The 17,382-nt window shown below is 73.6% G+C and carries 14 protein-coding genes; 8 read left to right on the top strand and 6 right to left on the bottom strand.

Annotated elements, in window-relative coordinates:
• Window position 1: 1 nt before the first annotated feature.
• Window positions 2-385 (bottom strand): cold-shock protein, encoded by a 384-nt coding sequence (locus tag OERS_RS13240; protein WP_056645398.1) that lies wholly within the window; start codon window positions 383-385, stop codon window positions 2-4.
• 274 nt (window positions 386-659) lie between these two features.
• On the opposite strand from OERS_RS13240, the gene OERS_RS13235 reads away from it, so the two are divergent.
• Window positions 660-2,651, top strand: coding sequence for a DUF3352 domain-containing protein (locus OERS_RS13235; protein WP_068626122.1), 1,992 nt, complete (start codon window positions 660-662; stop codon window positions 2,649-2,651).
• Window positions 2,652-3,054: 403 nt separating this feature from the next.
• On the opposite strand, the gene OERS_RS13230 is transcribed toward OERS_RS13235, so the two are convergent.
• Window positions 3,055-3,714 (bottom strand): TetR/AcrR family transcriptional regulator, encoded by a 660-nt coding sequence (locus tag OERS_RS13230; RefSeq protein WP_068626121.1) that lies wholly within the window; start codon window positions 3,712-3,714, stop codon window positions 3,055-3,057.
• 72 nt (window positions 3,715-3,786) lie between these two features.
• Between OERS_RS13230 and OERS_RS13225 the strand changes: the two genes are divergently transcribed.
• The 3 genes from OERS_RS13225 (at window position 3,787) to OERS_RS13215 (ending at window position 9,104) form a co-directional block, all read left to right on the top strand.
• On the top strand, window positions 3,787-4,749 hold the full coding sequence (locus OERS_RS13225) for an alpha/beta fold hydrolase (protein ID WP_068626120.1): 963 nt from the start codon (window positions 3,787-3,789) through the stop codon (window positions 4,747-4,749).
• Window positions 4,750-4,833: 84 nt separating this feature from the next.
• Window positions 4,834-7,389 (top strand): helicase-associated domain-containing protein, encoded by a 2,556-nt coding sequence (locus OERS_RS13220; RefSeq protein WP_068626119.1) that lies wholly within the window; start codon window positions 4,834-4,836, stop codon window positions 7,387-7,389.
• A 47-nt stretch (window positions 7,390-7,436) separates the two neighbouring features.
• Window positions 7,437-9,104: a DNA repair helicase XPB gene (locus tag OERS_RS13215; RefSeq protein WP_056645383.1), complete on the top strand. Its 1,668-nt coding sequence runs from the start codon at window positions 7,437-7,439 to the stop codon at window positions 9,102-9,104.
• A 31-nt stretch (window positions 9,105-9,135) separates the two neighbouring features.
• On the opposite strand, the gene OERS_RS13210 is transcribed toward OERS_RS13215, so the two are convergent.
• A complete protein-coding gene (locus OERS_RS13210; RefSeq protein WP_248948560.1) occupies window positions 9,136-9,867 on the bottom strand; it encodes a DUF5701 family protein in 732 nt (243 codons plus the stop codon).
• 230 nt (window positions 9,868-10,097) lie between these two features.
• On the opposite strand from OERS_RS13210, the gene OERS_RS13205 reads away from it, so the two are divergent.
• Window positions 10,098-12,269 (top strand): TPM domain-containing protein, encoded by a 2,172-nt coding sequence (locus OERS_RS13205; RefSeq protein ID WP_231907557.1) that lies wholly within the window; start codon window positions 10,098-10,100, stop codon window positions 12,267-12,269.
• A gap of 99 nt (window positions 12,270-12,368) precedes the next feature.
• The gene (locus OERS_RS13200) at window positions 12,369-13,163 is read left to right on the top strand and encodes a PspA/IM30 family protein (RefSeq protein ID WP_056645378.1); all 795 of its coding nucleotides are present in this window, start codon (window positions 12,369-12,371) and stop codon (window positions 13,161-13,163) included.
• Between the two features lie 178 nt (window positions 13,164-13,341).
• On the opposite strand, the gene OERS_RS13195 is transcribed toward OERS_RS13200, so the two are convergent.
• On the bottom strand, window positions 13,342-13,641 hold the full coding sequence (locus OERS_RS13195; RefSeq protein ID WP_056645375.1) for a Dabb family protein: 300 nt from the start codon (window positions 13,639-13,641) through the stop codon (window positions 13,342-13,344).
• A gap of 78 nt (window positions 13,642-13,719) precedes the next feature.
• On the bottom strand, window positions 13,720-14,478 hold the full coding sequence (locus OERS_RS13190; protein ID WP_068626118.1) for a type 1 glutamine amidotransferase: 759 nt from the start codon (window positions 14,476-14,478) through the stop codon (window positions 13,720-13,722).
• Window positions 14,479-14,584: 106 nt separating this feature from the next.
• Between OERS_RS13190 and OERS_RS13185 the strand changes: the two genes are divergently transcribed.
• Complete coding sequence (locus OERS_RS13185) at window positions 14,585-15,193, top strand: NYN domain-containing protein (protein ID WP_056645372.1); 609 nt, start codon at window positions 14,585-14,587, stop codon at window positions 15,191-15,193.
• A 118-nt stretch (window positions 15,194-15,311) separates the two neighbouring features.
• On the opposite strand, the gene OERS_RS13180 is transcribed toward OERS_RS13185, so the two are convergent.
• Window positions 15,312-16,517, bottom strand: a complete 1,206-nt coding sequence (locus OERS_RS13180; RefSeq protein ID WP_068626117.1) for a winged helix DNA-binding domain-containing protein — start codon at window positions 16,515-16,517, stop codon at window positions 15,312-15,314.
• 140 nt (window positions 16,518-16,657) lie between these two features.
• Here OERS_RS13180 and OERS_RS13175 point away from each other — a divergent pair.
• On the top strand, window positions 16,658-17,382 hold a 725-nt coding region (locus tag OERS_RS13175; protein ID WP_068626116.1), incomplete at its 3' end, for a response regulator transcription factor.

The raw sequence follows: 17,382 nt of genomic DNA, 5'->3' as shown, positions 1-17,382 counted from the left end.
GTCATGCCTCCAGGTCGTCGGCGACAGCGCGCAGGACCCGGGCGATCTGGGCTCCCTTGGCGGCGTCGGGATAGCGGCCACGGCGCAGCGAACCGCCCACCTGGTCCATCACCTTGATGAGGTCCTCGATCGCGACCCCGAGCTCCTCGGCAGGGCGCCGCTGCGCCTTGGCGACCGACGGCGCCGGGTCGAGCAGCTTGATCGCGAGCGCCTGCGGGCCGCGGCGGCCGTCGGCCACACCGAACTCCACCCGGGCACCGGGCTTGGGCGCGGCAGCGCCGTCGGGCAGCGCGGAAGCGTGCAGGAAGACCTCGTCTCCCTCATCGCTGGCGATGAAGCCGAACCCTCGTTCGGTGTCGAACCACTTGACCTTGCCGGTGGGCACGTGAACCTCGTTTGTGCTCGTGGGAATCAGAACTCTCAGGTTACCGGGCGTGCGCCCCCACCGTCGCATCCGCCCGGCCGCGTCCGGGAGCGGGCTCCGGGTGAGAAACACGGGACGCGACGAGCCGCGAGCCGCGCGACACCGCGGCAGCCCGGCACGGAGGGGAGAACTCCCCATGAGAGGGGGCGGCGGCGGACCGTCCGGCTCCACTAGCCTTCAGGCGACCGCCGGCCCCGCAGCGCCGGACGCGCCGCCCCCGACACAGAGGTTCTTCATGACCACGCCGCCCACCTTCCCGCCCGCCGACCCCTCCGGGGCCTGGCAGCAGCCTGCCGGCTACCCGCCTCCCACCCCGGGCCCCGTCAAGCCTTCGCGCCTGCGCACGGGCCTGGTCCTGGGCGGCGCGGCGACCGCCGCACTCGTCCTGGTGGGTGGCGGGGTCTTCGCGTACACGACGCTCGACGGCGGCGGCGCGCAGCCCGAGGCCGCGCTCCCGGACACCACGATCGCCTACGTGCGCGTCGACCTGGACCCGTCGGCCACCCAGAAGGTCAACCTCCTGCGCCTCGCGAACCGCTTCCCGGACCTCGCGAAGGACCTCGACGTCGACCTGAGCGAGACGGCGGACCTGCGCGAGCTCCTGGTCGACGCGATCGCCGGCAGCGGCGAGTGCACGGTCGACTACGCGGCCGACGTCGAGCCGTGGCTGGGCCAGCGTGCGGGGGTCGCGTCCCTCCCGGCCGCCGAGGACGGCGCCGAGCCCGAGCCCGTCGTGGTCCTCCAGGTGACCGACGAGGGCGCGGCCCGCACGGCCATCGAGTCCGAGCTGGGCTGCGGGGACGGCATCGAGCCCGCACAGGTAGCGTTCACCGACGGGTTCGCGCTCATCACGTCCGAGACGCTCGCTGCCGCGGACGTCGCGACCGCCGCGAAGAAGGCCTCGCTCGCCGACGACCCGCTGTTCAGCGCGGGCAGGAAGGCCCTGGGCGACGCCGGGCTGGTCTCGGTGTGGGTGGACGTCCAGGGCGCCAAGGGCCTGCTGGAGGACTCCCTCGCAGGTCAGGGCGACAGCGAGGAGACGACGGCGGCGCTCGCCGAGCTCGACGGCGTCACCTCGGTCACGGGGGCGCTGCGCGCCGGCTCCGACCACCTCGAGCTCGCGTTCGCGGTGGGCGCCGACGAGGCGACCCTCACGCCGCTCGAGGGCTCCGGGACCTCGCTCCTGACCGGGCTCCCCGACACGACGCTGTTCGCGTCGGCGGGCACGGTCGACCCCGCGGCGATCGACGAGGCGTGGGAGCAGCTGAGCACGCTCGCCGACACGTTCGGGTCCAGCGGGCTGGGTGGCCTGGAGGACCTCGGCGGGCTGGGCGGCAGCGGCGACCTGCTCGACGACGACTGGTCGCTGTCCTCGAACCCGGTCGGCACGACGACGCTCCCCACGGTGACCGAGGCCGAGTGCGCCGCGCTGCTCGCGCAGCCCGAGTACGCCGCCGACTTCTCCGGGCTCGGCCTCACGGCCGAGGAGGAGGCCGAGTACAAGAGGACCTACGACGAGGCCTTCATGTCGTCGTGCACCGGCACCGACCTGGGCCTGGGGGCCGACGACCTGGGCACCGAGGACCTCGACACCGATCTCGGCACCGACGACCTCTACGGCGACGACTACCTGACGGACGACCCGTACGGCGACGACCTGCTGCCCAGCGGTCTCGGCTTCCAGGAGACGGTCGAAGAGCTCGAGAAGTCGTTCGACATCAAGCTGCCCGAGGACCTCAAGACGCTCCTGGGCGAGCAGATCGTCGTCGCGCTCGACTCCGCGGGTCTCGACGACATCTCGTCGGTGACGGGCCCGGGAGACGTGAGCTTCGGGGCGCGCACGATCGGTGACAAGGCGGCCCTCGAGGACCTCCTGGGTCGGATCGACGCGATCCTCGTGGACGCCGGGGCAGACAAGCTCTCGAGCGCCACGACCAAGGACGGCCTCGTGATCGCGTCGAACGACGACTACGCGGCCCAGCTCGCAGCAGAGGGCAAGCTGGGCACGAAGCCCGCGTTCACGACGGTCGTGCCCGACGCGAAGTCGGCCAGCTCGGCGGTGTTCGTCGACATCGACGCGATCGAGAAGATCGCCCGGGCGAACATCGACGCGCTGGGCGGCGACGACTCCTGGATCTCCTACGTCGCGCCCCTCCAGGCGTTCGGCGTGTCGACCCGGGTCGACGGCGGGCACGCCGTGTCGAGCGTGCGCCTCAGCTTCGACTGACCGGCGCGCGCCGGGCCGGCGGCCCGTGTGGGGCGCGCCGCACGACAGCACGGCCGCCCGACAGTGCGACAGCGCGACACACAGATCGACGGCCGGTCACGGGATCCTCGTGGCCGGCCGTCGGTTCTTCCGGATCGAGGGTCACGGCGACCCCTGGGAGCGCGGGCGACAGCGGCTGCAAGGCCACCGCAGCCACGGCCCCGGAGCGGGTGCAGCGGTTCGCCGGACCAGCCGACCACCGGGCACCATGCACCGGCACCGTTGCCGAGCGCGGGACAGGGGATGCCTGCGCAGCGCATTCCGGTGAGCGGAAGTCGCGTTCGCTGAGCGGGACAGAGATTCGCTCAGCGAACCCTCGTCGACAAGGCCCCCGCGCCAGGTTCGGCTGGGCTCGCGGCCTGGCTCAGCCCGCGAGATCCAGCGCGCCGAGCAGCTCGGGGTCCGCCCCGGCGGCGAGCAGCCGGGCGCGCATCGCGGCCGCCGCGAGCACGTAGGGGCGGTCGTCGCCCAGCAGCAAGGACCGCGAGTTGGCGGCCTCGTCGAGGGCCAGCAGCTCGAACGCGAGGACCTCGGCCTCGGACTGGTCGATCGCGAGCTCGCCCGCTGCCACCGCCGCCCTCGTCTGCGCCTCGACGTAGCCGTACCAGTCCGCGAGCGCCGACCGCACAGCGGCGTTCACGGGACCCGGCTTGGAGTCGACGTCGGCCGCGGTCGCGGCGAAGAAGCAGCCGCCCGTGAAGACTCGGTCCCTCGAGTACACGAGAGCGTTCCGCAGCAGCATGACCAGGCGGCGCAGGCCCCTCGGCTCGGTGCGCGCCGGCTCGACGATGGTCGCGACGAAGATCTCCCGTGCCGCGACGACGGTCGCGAGCTGCAACCCCTCCTTGCCGTGGAAGAGCGTGGCGATGCTGCTCTTGCTGCGGCCCGACGCCTCGGCCAGGCGACCGATCGTCAGTCCGTCGAGCCCCTCGACCGACGCGAGGTCCGTCGCGCGTGCGAGCACGTCCCGCCGTGACGCGTCACCACGGGCTCGTCGACCGTCCAGGGCTGCGAGTTCTGCCATCCCCCTAGTGTACGAACGATCGTTCGCGTAATCTACAGAACGAACGATCGTACGCATTCATCTGGAGGAGACATGCCCGTCCTGAACAGCGCGGTCGGCCGCGGCCTGCGCGCCGTCGCCACCGTCTCCCCGGGGCTCGCCGGCCGCTTCGCGCTGCGAGCCTTCTTCGTCACCGCTCCCCGCATCCCCGTGCGCGATGCCGACACGTCCACGCACCACACCGCGCGGCGAGCAACGCTCATCGTCCGCGGCCGGGCGCTCACGAGCTACGAGTGGGGGTCCGGCCAGCGCACGGTGCTGCTGGTCCACGGGTGGCGCGGGCGCGCGTCCCAACTCTCGCCCCTGGTTCGCGAGCTCGTCGCCGAGGGCTTCCACGTCGTGTCGTTCGACGCCCCGGCGCACGGCACGTCTCCGGGCGGTCCGGCCGACATCCGCGACTGGGTCGCGGCGACCGAGGCCCTGCAGCGCGTCCACGGCCCGTTCCACGCGCTCGTCGGGCACTCGTTGGGCGCCCTGGCTGCACTCACCGCGGCCCGTTCGACCGTCCCGACGCGACGCGTCGCGGTCGTCTCGGGCGTGGGCAGCCCCGATCCGTATCTCACGCAGTTCGGGCGCGACCTGGGCCTGGACGCCCGCACGCTGACCCACGTCGGGGCCCGCTTCTTCGCCCGGCTCGGCGAGGACCGGGCCTCCGCCTCAGCCCGCTACGACGCCGTGACCCACCTGTTGCCGACGACGACCGAACTCCTCGTGGTGCACGACCGCGGCGACCGACGGATGCCTGACCTGGACGCGCGACGGCTGCACGCTGCCCACGGCGACAGGTCTCGCCTGGTCCTCACGTCCGGGTTCGGCCACACCAAGGTCCTCTCGTCCGACCTCGCCCTCGACGCCCTGACCGCGTTCGTCATGGGCGGGCTCGATGCGGTCGACTCCCTCGACGTCGCGGAGGTCGGGGCGCGGGCGCTCGATCCGCACGCCCCGCGGACACCGGTCGACACGCGACGCTCCGCACGGCCCCAGGTCGGTGCGTGACCGCCGCGGCACAGCACCGCCACGACCATCCGCGCCTCGAGGACCCGGGTGAGGCGCACCCTCGACCCGCGTAGCATCGGACGAATGGCCTCAACGCCTCCGGCTCCGCGCCGGACCTTCCCCGAGGCTCTTCGCTCCCGCAGCGACGAGCACCTCGTCGCGCTGCTGATGCAGCGCCCTGACCTGGCCACTCCTTCGCCGTCGACCCTGCGTTCGCTCGCAGCCCGCGCCACCAGCCGTACCAGCCTGGACCGGGCCGTCGCCCGCCTCGACGCCCTCGAGCTGCAGGTGCTCGACTCCGTCCTGGTCCTCGGGGACCAGCCCTCCGCCCCAGCCGCTCCCCACCCGCCCGTCACGATCGACCGGCTCCTGGCCGCCCTGGCGACCGAGCCCGCCGACGCCCCGCTCGTCCGCGCGGCGGTCGCGCACCTGCTCGAGGGGGCCCTGCTGTGGGACCGGGGTACCTCCGACTCGACGGACCCGTCGGCCGCGAGCGACCTGGCCGTCGCCCCGGGCCTGTCCGAGGTCCTCGGCCCCTACCCGGCGGGGCTCGGCCCCGCGGACCCGTCCTCCCCGCTCGCCCACGCGCCGTCGGGCCCGTCGTCCGACCAGGCGGCCGTAGCCCTCGGCGCTCTCCTCGCCGACGCTCCCCCAGGGGCGCGGAGCATCCTCGACGCCCTGACCTGGGGGCCGCCCGTGGGGGTCGCGCCCCGCGCCGACCCCGTGGGCCGCGAGGCCACGACCTGGCTCCTGCGCCACCGCCTGCTCCTCGCCTCGGACGAGCGTCACGTCGTCCTGCCGCGCGAGGTCGCGCTCGCGCTGCGCGGCGGCCGCACGCACGCGAGCACGGCCGCGCACCCACCCCAGCCCGACGCCCCGCACTTCGCCGAGGACACCATCACGGCCGAGGCCGCCCGCGCAGCCCAGGACGTGGTCCGGCTCGTCGCGCACCTCCTGGCCCTGTGGCAGGCCTCGCCCCCGAACGTCCTGCGCGCGGGCGGGCTGGGCGTGCGCGACCTGCGTCGCCTCGCGACGACCCTCGAGGTCGACGAGCCGACCGCCGCGTTCGTGGCCGAGCTCGCGCTCGCGACCGGCCTCGTCGTCGACGACGGCGAGGACCCGCCCTCGTTCACGGTGACGCTCGCGGGCGAGGACTGGCTCGAGCTGCCGCTCGCGAGCCGCTGGGCCGCGCTCGCCGCTGCATGGGCCGCGTCGGGACGCACCCCGTGGACCATCGGCAGCCGCGACGAGCGCGGCACGCTCCGCGCGGCCCTCGAACCCGACCTGAGCCGCCCGTGGGTCCCGCGCCTGCGGTTCGACCTCCTCTCGGCCCTCGCCGACCGCCCCGGGCAGGCCCTGACCCCGACCGACCTGCTCGAGGTCCTGCGCTGGGGGTCGCCGCGCGCCACTCCCCCGGCCCAGGCCGTCGAGGGCCTCGTGCACGAGGCCGCGCTCCTGGGCGTCACAGGTGTCGGCGCGCTCGCCCCGACGGGTCGGGCACTCCTGCTCCCCGTGCCCGACGGCGCCGCGCACGGCCTGCGCGTCGGCTCACCGGCGGCGACGGGCAGGGTCGGCGAGGTCGGCTCACCCGAGACCGCGCTCGCGCACGCCCTCGAGTCGGTCCTGCCGCCCGAGGTCGACGAGCTGCTCGTCCAGGGCGACCTCACGGGGATCGTGCCGGGACGCCCGAGCGCCGCTCTCGAACGGCTCCTCGAGGACGCCGCGGACGTCGAGTCCCGCGGCGCCGCGATCACGGTCCGGTTCACGCCCGAGTCGCTGACCCGTGCGTTCGACGCGGGCCGCAGCGCGGAGGACCTGCTCACCGAGCTCGCGGCGCACTCGCGCACGCCGCTCCCGCAGCCGCTCGACTACCTCGTGCGCGACACGGCCCGGCGGCACGGGCGGCTGCGCGTCGGGACCGCGTCGAGCTACGTCCGCGCAGAGGACCCCGCGCTCCTCACGGGTCTCGTCGAGGACCCGGCGCTACGCCACCTGTCGCTCTTCCGCGTCGCGCCCACGGTCCTGGCCGCGCTCGTCCCGGCCGCGACGCTCCAGGCGGCGCTGCGCGACCGCGGCCTCGCGTCCATGGTCGAGGGGCCCGACGGCCGGGTCGTGCGCACCGAGCGCGTCCGGTCGACGGTCCGTTCTCGCGTGGGCGGGCGGCGCCCGCTGGACACGGCCACCCGGGGGCGCTCCGCCGTCGGGCACGGAGCACCGGCACGGGAGGGGGCCGCGCTCGACACCGCAGCCCGGCGCGAACGGTACGCCGACCTCGTCCCGCGCCTGCGCGCCGCCGACGACGCAGCCCTCGCCGCCCCCCCGGCGTCGGCGAGCCGCGCGGACGCCCCGCCCGAGCCGCGCGGAACAACCGAACCCCCTGCCGCGTTGGGACTCCTGCGCGACGCGATCGACGCCGGCGACCACGTGGTGCTCGAGACGATCGACCCCACGGGTCAGCCGACCCGCCGCCGCGTGAAGCCCCTGGTCCTCGAAGGAGGGCGCCTGCGCGCTCTCGACCCTGCCCGGGACGCCGAGCTCACCGTCGCGGTCCACCGCATCGCCGGCGTCTTCACCGACGCCCCTGCGCCCGCGCAGGACGACGCACCCACGGGCGCCTCCTCGGGGGCACCGAACGACTAGCCCGCACCACCGCGCCACGACACGACGCACCACCCGGAAGGACGCACATGGCCGACGGCCCCCTGATCGTGCAGAGCGACAAGTCGCTGCTGCTCGAGGTCGATCACCCGCTCTCCGGCGACGCCCGCCGGGCCATCGCCCCGTTCGCCGAGCTCGAACGCGCCCCCGAGCACGTCCACACGTACCGGCTCACGCCACTGGGCCTGTGGAACGCGCGGGCCGCGGGCCACGACGCCGAGCAGGTCGTCAACGTCCTGCTCCAGTACAGCCGCTACCCCGTGCCGCACGCGCTGCTCGTCGACGTCGCGGAGACCATGTCGCGCTACGGGAGGCTCCAGCTCGTCGCGCACCCCACGCACGGCCTGGTGCTCCAGGCGACCGACAAGGCCGTGCTCGCCGAGGTCCTCAAGTCCAAGCGGACGGCGGGCCTCGTGGGTGACCGCCTGGGTGACGACTCCGTGGTCGTGCACCCCTCGGAGCGTGGGCACCTCAAGCAGGTGCTGCTCAAGCTCGGCTGGCCCGCAGAGGACCTCGCGGGCTACGTCGACGGCGAGAAGCACCCGATCGACCTGTCGCCCACCGACCCGGCGCACGAGGACAAGCCCTGGGCCATGCGGCCCTACCAGCAGCAGGCCGTCGACGGTTTCTGGCACGGCGGCAGCGGCGTCGTCGTGCTCCCGTGCGGTGCGGGCAAGACGATCGTCGGGGCCGGGGCCATGGCGAAGTCCGGGACGACGACGCTGATCCTCGTCACGAACACCGTGAGCGCGCGCCAGTGGCGCGACGAGCTGGTGCGGCGCACCACGCTGACCGAGGACGAGATCGGCGAGTACTCGGGCGCCCGCAAGGAGATCAAGCCCGTCACGATCGCGACCTACCAGGTGCTCACGACCAAGCGGAAGGGCGTCTACACGCACCTCGAGCTGCTCGACGCGCGCGACTGGGGCCTCGTGGTCTACGACGAGGTCCACCTGCTGCCGGCCCCGATCTTCCGCATGACCGCGGACCTCCAGGCGCGCCGCCGCCTGGGCCTGACCGCGACGCTCGTGCGCGAGGACGGCCGCGAGGACGAGGTCTTCAGCCTGATCGGGCCCAAGCGGTACGACGCGCCCTGGAAGGACATCGAGGCCCAGGGGTACATCGCGCCCGCGGACTGCGTCGAGGTGCGGCTCACGCTCCCCGACCGCGACCGCATGGCGTACGCGACCGCCGAGCCCGAGGACAAGTACCGGCTCGCCGCGACGGCACCGGGCAAGAACCGGGTCGTCGAGCAGATCGCGGCCGCGCACCCTGACGACCAGGTCCTCGTGATCGGCCAGTACCTCGACCAGCTCGAGGAGCTCGGCGAGCACCTCGACGCGCCCGTCATCACGGGTGCCACGACCGTGCGCGAGCGTCAGCGCCTGTTCGAGGCGTTCCGCTCCGGGGAGATCAACCGGCTCGTCGTGTCGAAGGTCGCGAACTTCTCGATCGACCTGCCCGAGGCGTCGGTCGCGATCCAGGTGTCGGGGTCGTTCGGGTCGCGCCAGGAGGAGGCGCAGCGCCTGGGACGCATCATGCGGCCCAAGCAGGACGGGCGCACCGCGCACTTCTACGCCGTGGTCTCGCGCGACACCGTGGACCAGGACTTCGCGGCGCACCGGCAGCGCTTCCTGGCGGAGCAGGGCTACGCGTATCGCATCGTCGACGCGGAGGACCTGGACGTCGTGCAGTAGAGGGCGCGCTCCGCCGTCGGGCAGCGAGCCCCTAGACCACCCGCCGGTCCCCCGACGCGAAACCCAGCCACGTGTGCCGGTTGCCCGCCCAGCACCAGCCGACCTTGGGCGCGCCGCGGCGTTGCTTGCCGTCGCGCCCCGTGCCGTTCGAGATCCACACCGCGGGCGTCCGCGAGTCGAGGCGTCCCTCGTCCTTGCGCAGCCGCGACCCGATCGTCATGAAGCAGTGGTTGCGCGCCACGACGTCGGGTACCTGCACGGCCCAGTGGATCCCTTCGCTGAGCACGAGGGGCGTGCGGCCTCGACGAGCGAGCTCCGGCAGCGCCTCGTCAGGGGACCAGCTCGCCATGTCGTCGCCACGGTCGACGTCCGTCACGACGTAGAGCGCCTCCTCGGGCAGCGCGAGCCCTTCGAGAGGCTCGAACCGGTCCACGTCGTCCATGTCGACCACGACGAACCCCTCCTTGTCCCCGAGACGGAGCAGGGGCGCGAGGACGGACGGCGGGGCGAGACGCGGATGGACGGCGAGCAGCCCGCCAGGGGGCGCGCTCAGGGCCAGGCGCCCGACGGCGTCGCGCACCTCGCGAGCGGACAGCCCGGCGAGCTCGTGGACACCGAGCGCGATCAGGCGCTCGGCCTGCTCGACGAGCGGCGGCAGGGGCGAGACGGCGGGCGCGGCAGTGTCCGGAGCCGGGGCCGTGGTGCGGGAGGGCACGGTGGTCGGGGCCGCGGCAGGCGAGGACGTCGTCGTGCGGGGAGTCATGAGGGCCTCTCGTCGGGAGCGTGGCGCTCGAAGAACACTGTACGCCGTACGAATATTCCACCTTCCTCGGAGGGCCAGTCCCACGGACGGGCGTACATCACGCGGCCTGCCCGCGACGCCCGGAAGAACCAGACCGCCCCGATCCGGTGCAGGACACAGGCCGGGTGAAATGCCCACCGGTGTCCGGAATCGCGATTGCGGCGGGGCGCCCCCTGGGAAAGGATCACGAGGTGACCTCGTCGTCCGATACAGCCGCACCTCGCCCCGCCCGCACGCTCCCGTCCGCGCTGCGCACCGGGCTCACGCTCGCCGCCCTCGGCACCCTGGGAGCGGCGACGTTCGCGGCGCCCGCCGGCGCTGTCGACACCGCGTGGCCGAGCGACGGTGCGGCCACCACGGCTGTCGTGGCCGAGGCGCCGGGCACGGTCACGTCGTCGACAGCCGACACCCGGCTCCCCGCTGCACAGCCCTTGGACCTCCCGGGCCGCATCACCGACCCGGACGGTGTCCTGGGGAACCAGACCGACGAGGTCGAGGCCGCGATGGACCGCCTCGAGGCCGACACCCCGTACCAGCTCTACGTCGTGTACGTCGACACGTTCGACGGTCAGGATGCCCAGACCTGGGCCACCGCGACGGCCAACCTGTCGGGGCTGGGCCGCGACGACGTCCTGCTCGCCGTCGCGACCGAGGACCGTCGCTACGACCTCTCGGCCGACAACAACATCGGGCTCTCGGACGCCTCGCTCGACAAGGTCCAGGCCGCGGTCGAGGACGAGCTCAGCCAGGAGGAGTGGGCACAGTCCGCGATCGTCGCCGCGGACACGTTGCGCACCGAGGCGACCGGTTCGTCGTCGTCGGGCGGATCCGGCTGGCTGATCGCGCTCGTCGTGGGCCTGCTCGCGATCGCAGGCTTCTTCGTGGTCCGCTCGATCCTGCGCAAGCGACGCGGCACGGCCGCGCAGCAGGGTGGCGCGGACGAGGCCGACGAGCTCGCACAGCTCCCCACCGACGAGCTCAACCGTCGGGCCAGCTCGGCCCTCGTCGCGATCGACGACGCCATCAAGACCTCCGAGCAGGAGCTCGGCTTCGCCCAGGCCCAGTTCGGGCTCGAGGCCACCAAGGAGTTCCAGGTCGCGCTCGAGACGGGCAAGCAGAAGGTCTCCCAGGCGTTCGCGCTGCGTCAGCAGCTCGACGACCAGACCCCCGAGACCGAGCCGGTCTCGCGCTCGATCATGGCCCAGATCATCACGCTGTGCGCCGACGTCGCGTCCGCGCTCGACGCCGAGTCCGCCCAGTTCGACGAGCTGCGCGACCTCCAGTCCCGCGCCCCCGAGGTCCTCGACACCGTGGAGCGGCGCGCCGGTGAGGTCGAGGCCCGCATCGCCCCGGCCCGCAGCACGCTCGCGGGCCTCTTCGCGACCTACCCCGAGGCCGCGCTCGCGTCGGTCGCGGCCAACCCCGACCAGGCCACGCAGCTCGTCGCGGGCGCCCGCGAGGCCGTCGCCGCAGGACGCGCCGCGCTCGAGGGAAAGGACCGAGCGTCGGCCGTCGCCCACGCCCGCGCCGCCGAGAACGCGGTCGGCCAGGCCGTCGTGCTCCTCGACGCGGTCGACTCGGCGGGCGAGGACCTGGCACAGGCGGGCAAGCGCCTCGACGTGGCCGTCGCCTCGATCACCGCGGACATCTCCGACGCCGCGCGCCTCGCCCCGGGCGATCCCACCGTGACCGCGCGCTCCACCGAGGCCCAGGCCGCAGTGGCCGACGCCCAGTCCGCACGCACCGGTGGCGACCCGCTCGCCGCCCTGCGCCGGCTCACCGACGCCGAGGCCGCGATCGACGCCGCCCTCGCACCGTTCCGCGAGAGCGCCGAGCAGGCCGCACGCGCCGCCGCCCTCCTGCGCGACACCCTGGGCCGCGTCGACTCCCAGATCCGCGCGACGAACTCGTTCATCGAGACCCGGCGCGGCGCCGTCGGCCCCGAGGCCCGGACCCGGCTCTCCGAGGCGATCCGCTACCTCGGCGAGGCGCGGGCCCTGCAGCCGTCCGACCCCGTCCGCGCCCTCGCCACGGCCCAGCATGCCGACTCCCTCGCACAGTCCGCAGCCCAGCTGGCCCAGCGCGACGCGGCCGCATGGGAGCAGCAGCAGAACGGGCCCGGCATGTTCGGGGGCGGCAGCTCGGGAGGCGGGAACAACGTCGGCGGCATGGTCCTCGGCGGCATCCTGCTCGACCAGATCCTGCGCGGAGGGGGCGGAGGAGGCCGTCGCTCGAGCGGGGGGTTCGGCGGCGGCTACGGCGGTGGGGGGTTCGGCGGTGGCGGTTCGTCCGGCCGGTCCTCCCGCGGTTCGTCCGGTGGCCGCTCCTCGGGTGGTCGCTCCAGCAGAGGAGGACGGTTCTAGGGGTCCGCCCCTCGCCCGGCCCCGCAGGTCGCACGGCCAGGCACCACGTCGTCACGACAGCACCGCGTACACGCATCCACGAGCAGGAAGGCACGACCGATGGCAGAGAAGCAGAGCATCTTCGGACGCATCACCCAGCTGGCCAAGGCGAACATCAACGCGCTCCTCGACGGCGCCGAGGACCCGCAGAAGATGCTGGACCAGCTCGTCCGCGACTACACGAACAGCATCGCCGACGCCGAGCAGGCCGTCGCGCAGACCATCGGGAACCTCCGGCTCGCCGAGCAGGACTACAACGAGGACGTCGCCGCGGTCCGCGAGTGGGGCGACAAGGCCGCCGCAGCCTCCGCACGCGCCGACCAGTACAGGTCCGCAGGCGACCCGGCCAACGCCGACAAGTTCGACAACCTCGCCAAGGTCGCCCTCCAGAAGCAGATCTCCGCGGAGGGCGAGGTCCGTCAGGCCGAGCCCCTGATCACCTCGCAGCGCGAGACGGTCGAGAAGCTCAAGACCGGGCTCGCGCAGATGAAGGACAAGCTGGGCGAGCTCAGGTCCAAGCGCGACTCGCTGGTCGCCCGTCAGAAGTCCGCGGAGGCGCAGCAGACCGTCCAGGGCGCGATCAGCTCGATCAACGTCCTCGACCCCACGAGCGAGGTCTCGCGTTTCGAGGAGAAGGTCCGCCGCGAGGAGGCCAAGGCGCTCGGCCAGGCCGAGGTCGCCGCGTCCTCGCTCGACGCGCAGTTCGAGGAGCTCGAGACCTCGGGCGCCAACATCGAGATCGAGGCCCGGCTCGCGGCGCTCAAGAGCGGCGGCTCGTCCCCCGCCCCACAGATCTCGCCCACGACCGTCACGTCGATCGAGGCCGGCACCCAGGACGCCCCCAGCGAGTGGTAGTCCCCTGACAAGACGGCGCTGCGGCCGGGGTGCGGGCGCCCCACGCAAGGATGCGGCGACGGCCGGTGACCTCGTGGTCACCGGCCGTCGCGTCGTCGTCGGAGAGGCAGTCGGACGGTCCGGCCCGGGGGCCACGCCTCTTCAGCAGGGGCTGCCGGGGCAGGCCTGCGGTCGCGCGTCAGCCCGCAGGCAGGGGCTCGTAGTCGATCTCCAGGAAGTCCTCGACCTCGGGGACCCAGCGATCGGCCACGAACGCCCGGTGGTCCGGGTGCTGGTCGTAGGCCGCGTAGGCCGCGGCGTCCGCGAACTCCATGGAGAAGCCGAACGTGAAGTCGTTCTTGGCGCTGGTCTGGCGCAGCTGCTCGAACCGCTCGACCCCCGGGATCGTCGCGAGGACGCGGGCGTCGGTCAGGAAGGCGGTCTCTGCGGCGGACCCCTCGGGGTGGCGCAGGCGGAAGGCGACGGTGTGACGGATCATCCCGACACCCTGCCACCGACCGACCGGTCAGCCCGGGCGGACACGCGTCGTGTCGCGGCGCGACGCGCCCTGCGCGACCTACGCCCGCACACCCCGGCGAGCGACGTCGTCGTGCACGACCGCCAGGAACGACTCCGCGAGGAGGCGGCCCGTCTCGAGGACCTCGCCCTCGAACGGCGCGGCGTCGGCCAGGATGTTGGTCGTGTCGACGTCGTCGTGCTGGTCGGCCCAGCCGCGGATCGTGGCGAGCGTCGCCTCGGGGTGGAACTGGACCCCCAGGGCCGAGCCGTGGCGGAACGCCTGGTACGGGTACATGTCCGACATACCGAGCCACGACGCGCCCTCGGGGAGGTCGATGATCGCGTCGGCGTGCATGCTGACCGTGAACGAGCGGGCCCGCTTGCCCGTGCCCGCCGCGGCGCGGGCGATCGGCCCCAGGACGGGGTCGCCCTCGGCGCCCGCCTTCCAGAACACGCGGGTCAGGCCTGCCTCGCGACCGGGAGGGGCCGCGACCTGCACCTTGCCACCGCCCGCGACCGCGAGCAGCTGGGCGCCGAGGCAGATCCCGAGCGTCGGGACGTCCGAGAACACGGCGGCGGCCAGCAGGTCGCGCAGCGCGGGGAGCCAGGGGGCGACGTCGTCGGCGTAGGCGGACATCTGCCCGCCCAGGACGACCAACCCGTCGCCCAGGTCGGTCGCTGCCGGCAGGGCGTCCCCGTCGAAGGGACGGACGAGGCGCACGTCGGGCCCGAGCCGGACGGCGAAGGCGTCCAGAGTGACGTCCGGGGAGTTCTGGACGACCGTGATCCGGACCGGGTCGAGAAGCTGCTGGTTCACCGCTGAAAGGTACTCGCCCCCGGGGGGTCCGGTGCAAACCGTGCCCACGCCTCGACCCGTTCCGTGTCGGGATCGGGGACTCCCCCCGCCGGATAGGCTGGACCCCATGTCGGACTCCAGCACGTCGAACGGCCTCGTCAACATCCAGGGAGAGGCCCCGCGCCGCACCTACCTGATCGTCGACGGGGAGAACATCGACGCGACGCTCGGCATGAGCGTCCTGGGGCACCGCCCCAACCCCGAGGAGCGACCGCGCTGGGACCGCATCGTCGACTTCGCGGCCCACCTGTGGGCCCAGGACGTCACACCGCTGTTCTTCCTGAACGCCTCGTCGGGTCAGATGCCCATGGCGTTCGTCCAGGCGCTGCTCGCGATGGGCTACCGTCCCATCCCGCTGGCCGGCTCCAGCTCCGAGAAGGTCGTGGACATCGGTATCCAGCGCACCCTCGAGGCGCTCAAGGACCGCCCGGGCGACGTGCTCCTGGCGAGCCACGACGGCGACTTCATCCCGCAGGTCGAGGAGCTGCTCGAGGACAGCGACCGCCGCGTCGGGCTGCTGTGCTTCCGCGAGTTCGTGAACTCGCGCTTCTCCGAGCTGGCCTCGCGCGGCCTGAGCTTCTACGACCTCGAGGACAACGTGGGGGCGTTCACGACGATCCTGCCGCGCGTCCGGATCATCCCGCTCGAGGAGTTCGACCCGCTGCGCTACCTCTGAGTTCACCGAAGGGCGGGGCCGCGCAGCACGCGCGGCCTCGCCCTTCGCGTCGTCAGCAGCACGGCCGGCACGCACGCGGGGCACGCCGTCCGCACGACGTGTCAGGCCGCGCCCGGCCTCAGCCCCGCAGCTCGCGGTACAGGGGCGTGGGGAACGACGCCGTCACGCCTCCCCCGCCCAGGAGCGACCCGATCCGCTGGGCCTCGGCCCCGACGGCCGCGGCGCCCTCGGTCCCGACGTCCTCGAGCAGGCGGGACACGACCTCGCCGTCGGTCCGCACGGCCCACGCCCCCACGATGCGTCCTTCCCACCAGACCGTCGCGCCGATGTTGCCCGCCGAGTCGAAGAGCTGCTCGCGGTGCGGACCGAGGTACCAGTCCCGGTGCTTCCAGCCCATCGCGGTGGGGTCGAGCGAGGGCAGCAGCGCGACGTGCCCGGCCGCAGCACCCAGCCCCGGCCCGGTCGGCAGCTCGGTCGAGCGCAGCACGACCCCTGCACCGAGCCCTGCGAGCTCGACCTCTCGGACGTCGAGCGTCGCGACCGCGTCCCGCGTCTGCCCCAGGTTCCACCCGGTCCACCACTGGAGGTCCGCCAGGGTCGCGGGTCCGAACGCCTCGAGCCAGACCTGCGCGAGCCGCACGCGCGCCTCGGCCTCGTCGACCTCCGGGATGCCGCCGGGCAGCCAGTCCTCGACGGGCCGCCACAGGAAGCGGTTGGACGACCAGCCGCCGGTCGGCTCGCCGCGCACGATCCGCCCCTCGGCCGACAGCAGCGACAGCAGAGGCGAGGTCAGCGAGCGCCGCACGTCCCAGGACTTGGTCGTGGTGGGCAGGAACGCGGTCCGCAGCACGGGGGCCTGCGCCGAGAGCTGCGCCCCGGTGAGGGGTCCGTGCTGGGCCAGGGCGTCGTGCACCTGCTCCTCGGCGGCCGCCAGGAAGGCCTCGGCGTCCTCGACGGGCGGGTCCATGGGGAGGGTCGCGAGCTCCTTCAGGAGGCGGGCCCTGAGCCTGCGCCCGACGGCGGCGCTCGCCCCCGCGTGGACGACCGGCACCATGTCGCGCGCCACGACGAACAGGGTCCGGCGCATGGCCAGGACCCGCACGAGGGTGCGCCGGTCGTACATCGCGGCCTGCAGGTCCTCGATGCGCAGCTCCGGCACGCGCGCGAGGACCGAGAGGTAGACGCTGGGCGCGTCGGTCGCGTGGAGGGCGACGAGCCGGTCGACGACCCCCTCGACCGTGCTCTCCGGCGCGGGACCGGCAGCCCCGAGGTCGAGCTGGTGCGCGACGAGCCGCGCCCTCCTCTGGTCGTCGCTGATGCGCATGCCTGCATCCTTCCGTCTCGACCGGCTGCTGTCAGTGCCAGGACGGCTCCGCCGCACCATGGTCCGGGGCGCCACCCACAGCTCCCCGACCCACCGCTCGCGCCCAGGCGACTCCCAGGGTTCGGTCGCACACTGGAACCATGAGCGAACCCGAGGCGCGGCTGGTCGTCGTCGACGACGAGCCCAACATCCGCGAGCTGCTGTCCACGTCCCTGCGTTTCGCCGGGTTCGAGGTGTTCGCCGCGGCGGACGGCACGAGCGCGCTCAAGCTCGTGCGCGACGTCGAGCCGGACCTCGTGGTCCTGGACGTCATGCTCCCCGACATGGACGGCTTCACCGTGACGCGGCGCATGCGGGCCACGGGCCAGCACACGCCCGTGCTGTTCCTCACCGCGCGCGACGACACGCAGGACAAGGTCACGGGCCTCACGGTCGGTGGCGACGACTACGTGACCAAGCCGTTCAGCCTCGAGGAGGTCGTGGCCCGCATCCGTGCGGTGCTGCGCCGCACGCACGCCGAGCCCGAGGACACCGCGGTGCTGCGCTTCGCCGACCTCGAGCTCGACGAGGACTCGCACGAGGTGCGCCGCGCGGGCCAGGTCGTGGACCTGTCGCCCACCGAGTTCAAGCTGCTGCGCTACCTCATGCTCAACGCGGGCCGCGTGCTCTCGAAGTCGCAGATCCTCGACCACGTCTGGCAGTACGACTGGGGCGGCGACGCGAACATCGTCGAGTCCTACATCTCCTACCTGCGCCGCAAGATCGACAACCTCACGGTGACCGGTCCTGACGGCACCGAGGAGCCGGTCCAGCCGCTCATCCACACCAAGCGCGGGGTCGGGTACCTGCTGCGCACGCCCCCGGA

The sequence above is a fragment of the Oerskovia enterophila genome, assembly GCF_001692445.1.
GTDB lineage: Bacteria > Actinomycetota > Actinomycetes > Actinomycetales > Cellulomonadaceae > Oerskovia > Oerskovia enterophila.
This window is presented reverse-complemented; position numbering and strand designations above follow the sequence as displayed.

Excerpts from the sequence above, each read along its gene's own strand:
- OERS_RS13235 (WP_068626122.1), top strand. The coding sequence starts at position 660 with ATGACCACGCCGCCCACCTTCCCGCCCGCCGACCCCTCCGGGGCCTGG.
- OERS_RS13225 (WP_068626120.1), top strand. The coding sequence starts at position 3,787 with ATGCCCGTCCTGAACAGCGCGGTCGGCCGCGGCCTGCGCGCCGTCGCC.
- OERS_RS13215 (WP_056645383.1), top strand. The coding sequence starts at position 7,437 with ATGGCCGACGGCCCCCTGATCGTGCAGAGCGACAAGTCGCTGCTGCTC.
- OERS_RS13185 (WP_056645372.1), top strand. The coding sequence starts at position 14,585 with ATGTCGGACTCCAGCACGTCGAACGGCCTCGTCAACATCCAGGGAGAG.
- OERS_RS13195 (WP_056645375.1), bottom strand. The coding sequence starts at position 13,641 with ATGATCCGTCACACCGTCGCCTTCCGCCTGCGCCACCCCGAGGGGTCC.
- OERS_RS13220 (WP_068626119.1), top strand. The coding sequence starts at position 4,834 with ATGGCCTCAACGCCTCCGGCTCCGCGCCGGACCTTCCCCGAGGCTCTT.
- OERS_RS13180 (WP_068626117.1), bottom strand. The coding sequence starts at position 16,517 with ATGCGCATCAGCGACGACCAGAGGAGGGCGCGGCTCGTCGCGCACCAG.
- OERS_RS13210 (WP_248948560.1), bottom strand. The coding sequence starts at position 9,867 with ATGACTCCCCGCACGACGACGTCCTCGCCTGCCGCGGCCCCGACCACC.
- OERS_RS13230 (WP_068626121.1), bottom strand. The coding sequence starts at position 3,714 with ATGGCAGAACTCGCAGCCCTGGACGGTCGACGAGCCCGTGGTGACGCG.
- OERS_RS13200 (WP_056645378.1), top strand. The coding sequence starts at position 12,369 with ATGGCAGAGAAGCAGAGCATCTTCGGACGCATCACCCAGCTGGCCAAG.